General features: G+C 36.5%; 4 protein-coding genes and 2 pseudogenes. 4 read left to right on the forward strand and 2 right to left on the reverse strand.

What is annotated here, in order from left to right; genetic code table 11:
• The first annotated feature begins 228 nt into the window (after nt 1-228).
• From uvrA to DM84_RS04375, 3 genes are all read left to right on the forward strand, one after another.
• The gene (uvrA, locus tag DM84_RS04365) at nt 229-3,039 is read left to right on the forward strand and encodes an excinuclease ABC subunit UvrA (RefSeq protein WP_250778608.1); all 2,811 of its coding nucleotides are present in this window, start codon (nt 229-231) and stop codon (nt 3,037-3,039) included.
• A gap of 98 nt (nt 3,040-3,137) precedes the next feature.
• Nucleotides 3,138-3,476, forward strand: coding sequence for a hypothetical protein (locus DM84_RS04370; RefSeq protein ID WP_250778610.1), 339 nt, complete (start codon nt 3,138-3,140; stop codon nt 3,474-3,476).
• A gap of 45 nt (nt 3,477-3,521) precedes the next feature.
• Nucleotides 3,522-3,698, forward strand: coding sequence for a hypothetical protein (locus DM84_RS04375; RefSeq protein WP_250778621.1), 177 nt, complete (start codon nt 3,522-3,524; stop codon nt 3,696-3,698).
• Nucleotides 3,699-3,775: 77 nt separating this feature from the next.
• On the opposite strand, the pseudogene DM84_RS04380 reads toward DM84_RS04375, so the two are convergent.
• Together DM84_RS04380 and DM84_RS04385 are read right to left on the reverse strand one after the other, a co-directional pair.
• A pseudogene (locus DM84_RS04380) lies at nt 3,776-4,107 on the reverse strand (IS982 family transposase); the annotation flags it as partial.
• A 162-nt stretch (nt 4,108-4,269) separates the two neighbouring features.
• Nucleotides 4,270-4,434 (reverse strand): hypothetical protein, encoded by a 165-nt coding sequence (locus DM84_RS04385; protein WP_250778612.1) that lies wholly within the window; start codon nt 4,432-4,434, stop codon nt 4,270-4,272.
• Between the two features lie 156 nt (nt 4,435-4,590).
• On the opposite strand from DM84_RS04385, the pseudogene DM84_RS06260 reads away from it, so the two are divergent.
• A pseudogene (locus DM84_RS06260) lies at nt 4,591-5,521 on the forward strand (IS110 family transposase).
• The last annotated feature ends 420 nt before the right edge of the window (nt 5,522-5,941 follow it).

A 5,941-nucleotide genomic window follows, 5' to 3' on the forward strand; every position in this document is an offset into this window, starting at 1 on the left:
AAGTTAAACAAATAGCTTCACTACTATAATAGGGGTAACGGCGAAGGTTGTCAAGTAGTTTTTTGTTCTGTTTTTATGGCTAAAAAATCTGAATCCAGCTAGCACTTGGGCGATATCATTTTTGTAGGATTATGTTTGTGTAATTTCCCATAATAGTTAAAAAAATTAGTAGAAAGTTACTGTAAATTCACGTATTTTAAGGCTATAATATTCAAAAATACGTGATGTATGGATGATTTTATTGGAATTAAAGGTGCAAGAGAGCATAACCTGCAAGGTATAGATGTTAATATACCGAAAAATAAATTGGTTGTTATAACTGGGCTCAGCGGTTCTGGCAAATCTAGCCTTGCGTTTGATACGATTTATGCAGAGGGCCAGCGTCGGTATGTAGAGAGTCTTTCGGCTTATGCACGTCAATTTCTCAACATTCAGGATAAACCAGATGTTGAGTCGATTACAGGCCTCTCTCCTGCAATATCTATCAATCAGAAATCGATCTCAAAAAATCCAAGATCAACAGTTGGGACCGTTACTGAAATTTACGACTATCTACGCTTAATATACGCACGGATAGGGATTCCTTATTCACCTACAACTGAACTGCCAATAACGAAACAAACTGTGTCTCAAATTGTAGATACTATAATGGCGTTACCTTTAGAAACTAAAGTATATATACTCGCTCCTATCGTGCGTGGCAGAAAGGGAGAGCACCTCAAAGAGATATTGGAAATTAAAAAGCAAGGGTACGTAAGACTAAAAATAGATGGTAAAATACATAATATAGATGATTTACCTAAGCTTGATAAAAACAAAAAGCATGATATCTTTGTGGTTGCAGATAGGGTATCAATATCAGATGATATAGGAAATCGACTGCCAAGTAGCATAGAATCAGCATTAAAACTTGGTCATGGCTTAATGTATGCGGAAATAGTGAACTTGCCTGATAATCATAATTCCGAGTATAGAAATGATCAAGTTTTAACTTTCTCAGAGAATTTTGCATGTCCGGAATCCGGTTTCACTCTTGAGGAAATAGAACCAAGATTATTTTCTTTTAACAGTCCCTACGGTGCATGTTGTTCATGCAATGGGCTTGGTAAAAAGCTGGCTATTGATATAAAGCTGATAGTGCCAGATGAAACGCTCTCAATATCTGAAGGTGCTTTGAGACCAGTGGGGTCGATGTTCCGTCAAGTGCATACAGGTTATGGATTTCTAAAAAATGCAATCCTATCACTAGCTGAAAATTGCAAATTCAGTCTTGATGTTCCGTGGAAGAACATAGATCAAGGAGCGAAGGATGTGATACTCTTTGGTTCTAGAGAAATGAGATTCCACGGTTTAGTTAGTATATTAGAAAACCAGATGGATTATGATGAAACACTTATTAAGCAATATTGTTCTATTGTTCATTGTAAGGAATGTACTGGCTATAGATTGAGAAAAGAGGCACTTACGGTGAAAATTGATGGCAGACACATAGGTGAAATATCTAGGCTCAGCATCGATGAATCCCTTAAATGGTTTGAAAATCTGCCAGGCAAGCTTACAGAGCAACAAAAGCAAATCTCAAATAAAATATTAAGTGAGATAATCAAGAGGCTAACATTTTTGAAAAATGTAGGGTTAAACTACCTTACACTTGACCGTGAGTCTAGCACACTCTCTGGAGGTGAAAGTCAAAGAATCAGACTTGCTTCACAAATCGGCTCTGGTTTAACAGGAGTGCTGTATGTGCTTGATGAGCCCTCGATAGGCCTTCATAAATGCGATAATGACCGATTGATTGCCACGCTTAGGAACCTGAGGGATATAGGGAATACTGTAATTGTTGTTGAGCATGATGAAGATACAATAATGGCTGCTGATTATGTAATTGATATTGGGCCTGGAGCTGGTGTAAACGGAGGAAAGATTGTTGCAGAAGGAACGCCAGATCAGGTACAAAGAAATCCAGAGAGTATAACAGGGCAGTATTTGAGTGGAAAGAGGGAAATCTCAATTCCAGAAAGAAGAAAACAAACAACTCAGTTCATAAGGGTAATTAATGCGTGTGAGAATAACTTAAAAAATATAAACGTTGAATTCCCTATAGGGAATTTTATTTGTGTTACTGGAATATCTGGAGGGGGAAAGTCAAGTTTAGTTATAGAAACACTATACAAATATTCAGCACACAAAATATATCATTCATCTGCAAAGTATGGCAAATGCGATAAGATAGAAGGCCTTGAATATGTAGACAAAATTATAGAAATAGACCAGTCACCAATTGGTAGAACTCCTGCATCAAATCCAGCGACATATGTTGGTATGTTCACTCATATAAGAAATTGGTTTGCAGGTCTTCCAGAGTCAAAAGCACGAGGTTACAATATAGGTCGATTTTCATTTAATACTAAGGGAGGAAGATGTGAAGCGTGCAAAGGTGATGGACATTTAAAGATAGAAATGCACTTTCTGCCAGACGTTTATGTGAAGTGTGAGCAGTGTAAAGGTCGGCGATATAACCGAGAAACGCTAGAGATCACTTTCAAAGGAAAATCAATTTCTGATGTACTTGATATGACGATAGATCAAGCTTGTGATTTCTTTGAAAACCTTCCAATAGTAAAAGAAAAGTTAGCTTCTTTGCAGGAAGTGGGGCTTGGCTACATAACACTTGGACAGCCCTCAACAACATTATCTGGGGGTGAAGCACAACGAATAAAGCTGTCCAAGGAACTATCAAAACGATTTACCGGAAGAACATTGTATATTCTTGATGAGCCAACAACCGGATTGCATTTTGAGGATGTAAACAACTTACTAAAAATGCTCCATAAGCTGGTTGATTTTGGAAACACTGTTATAGTTATCGAGCACAACTTGCACGTTATAAAAACTGCAGATTACGTAATAGACATTGGTCCAGAGGGTGGAATAAAAGGCGGAGAAGTAGTCGCTGTAGGAACTCCAGAAGAAATAATAGACATACCAAGAAGTGTTACAGGCAAGTATCTTAAACCGTATTTATCAAATAGAGCATAAACTATTTTTTAATTATATTAGGCTACGCTGCATATTTATGATTCAGGTAGGGTAATGTCAGTATATCAATATTTCAAAAGATATGCAAATATGGAATTGTGCCTGCTAATAGAACAAAAGATTTCACACTAGCCCCAGAAAGTAGTTTCTATAGATCTGTACATTATATTGATAACGTACTAGGAACTATAAAAGATGGCATTTGCGGAGTTAAGATTAAAGATGATTATAATAAACAATACGTAGTAAATCGTGAGTATGTAGGTTACAGAGCAGAGAAAGTGGCCCCATTGTGTCAATTTGCTGCTTTCTTGGCAACTAGCATAATATTGCAGCCTTTACTTTTGACAGCAGCATATTTGTCATACTTTCCACAAGTTATTTTCAAAAATAACAGGGAACAACTGTTTAAAAGCGAGTACAAGGTCATTAATTGATCATTCAAATATATTTTAGATACTGGACAGGAATGCGCTAGTGCAGTGTCCGAAATATTTAATAAGATTGTAAGTTACGTCTGTGCTGCTGTCGTTTGGGCTGCTGCATTGATTATAACTCCACTTGTGTGGGCTTGTAACAAAGTACAAAGTAAGCTGAGTGAAATACAGGAACCAGAAAAAACCTCCTTAGTCAATGGCATACCACAAACTGAGTTATGATACCAACCTTCGTTATTAGGAAAACAAATAAAATATATTACAAATTTGCTTATACTCCCAATTATAGGCAAAACGGTACCTGTTTCTTTTGCCTGCTCATATAACCATTGCAGCAACATTGCTAAATACCGTAGAACCCGAGGTTTTAGAGCAATAAACCTATCATACGAAGGTAGTGTTGGAAAGTTTGACTTATGCAATAGCTTTAAGCAACATATATAAAAGGATTTAAAGTTTTTATATCTAGATTGATGATATAATAGGATTATTGTTATAATTTCAGAATACGTTATTGCGGGTATTCTTGTAGGTTTTTACCATTAGCCAGTAGTCTACTTGCAAGGTTCTCATCTATTATTTTGCAATAATCATCTACAAAACAGAATAACTCTGTTATATTCTTATGCATTGGGTAACCTCCTATTGTTGCTAAAATACTGGAGTTTACCCTATTTTTCTTCCTCTCTCTATTCTCTTTCTAATCCATAGTTAGTGTTAGCAGGACAAATTAAGGATACCGTTTTGTCAGTTAACAATGGTGTTATCCCAGCGCCTCCGTCACCTAAGTGGCCTAGTGGGGTGATCCCATTAGCCCTCTTCTTGTCATCCAAGTAGCTCCTTTTCTTGTCATCCCAGCGCCTCCTTTTTTTGTCATTCCAGTGCTCTCTATCTTGTCATCCAAGTAGCTGACACTTGTATCTTTATAATATGAGATGTTAGAGCTAAAATATCTCATAAGGGAGGGTGAAGCAGAGCTGACACTAACGCCAACAAGCCAGATTTTGCTCCCCTCCCATAGAGTTGAAAGACTGAACAGTATCTTTGGAATTATATCCCGTATTTACAAGGTTAGTCTAAACTCTCAATTTATTATAGTCTTGGAGGTAGTTTTATGCAAGCAAACGCTGTTTTGGGTGTAGACATTTCTAAACAAAAATTTGATGCTCATTTGTTGGTAGGTGACAAAGAACGACATAAAATTTTTTGCAACAACAAGGAGGGTTTTGAAAAGCTTGTAGTTTGGTGCAATCACCATGGAGCAGCATCTATGTCTCGAAGCAACTGGTTGTTATAGTGAAGATCTGGTTACTTTTATGTATAACCTGGGACATAATGCAAGTGTGGTAAACCCAGCCCAAATCAAGGCTTTTGGTAAAAGTGAGCTGCTGAGAAATAAAACAGACAAGTCGGACGCTGCTATGATTGCTAGATTCTGCATTGCTCACAAACCTACCCTTTGGAAACCTATTCTTCCTGAAGTTAAGTGTTTAAGGGAGCTTTATCGTTTTTACAAACACTTAAAGATGACAAGTTGCAACAGATGAATCGCCTGGAAAATAAAAATATGCATTCTAGTTGTAAACAAGCCATACTTGAGGTAATTGCTGCACTAGAGAAAGAAATTGACGAGCACATCAACAACTACCCACACCTAAAAAATATGATAGAAAATCTTAAGACTATAAAAGGTATAGGACATCTTACTGCTATTGCTGTTGTTGCAGAAATGCCGTCAGCTGATAATTTTAATCACGCCAGGCAATTCACAGCCTTTGCTGGTCTAAATCCTGAGCATAGGATCATCCGTAAATAAAAAAGGTCGAATATGTAAAATAGGATCTGAGCGTATTCGCAAAGCTCTTTATATGCCAGCTATAGTAGTCAAAAACTTCAACCCTCACTCTCAAAAGTTTTGCCAGCGTTTAGCAAGCAGAGGAAAATGTCCAATGGTTATAATTGTTGCGTTGATGAGAAAACTAATGCATGTATTTTTTGGTATTCTTAAAAAGAATCAACCATTTAATGGTGATTTAGTGAAATAATTTCAACAGTAAGGAGCAACGTCTGTACATATAAAAGATCGTGCTTGGAATTTTGATGCCATAGTAGATCATATTTTACATTGACTTTAACAGAGTTGCTTGATGAAGAGCCAGTGTAACTGTGGATAAGTATGCCTACACAAGCTAAAAGCACAGTTACACTAATTTATAAAAGATGTAATCTTAATTTGAATTGTTTTATTATTTTTTATCTTTTTAGTCAAATAACTTGTTGACAGTAAAGACAGTATCTGGGATCTCATTTCACTTTATGACAACATTTGTTGTAAAAATGAATGTTCGTTCATAAATTGCAACTAGCCACAAGTGTTAATAAATTTACCAAACGAGAAAAAAAAGCAAAGAAACCCCGAGTGGCGAGTTTTGACTCTATAATACTGTAAATTGGCGCTATAATAA

Origin of the sequence: Wolbachia pipientis (assembly GCF_023661085.1) — a bacterium.
Classification (GTDB): domain Bacteria; phylum Pseudomonadota; class Alphaproteobacteria; order Rickettsiales; family Anaplasmataceae; genus Wolbachia.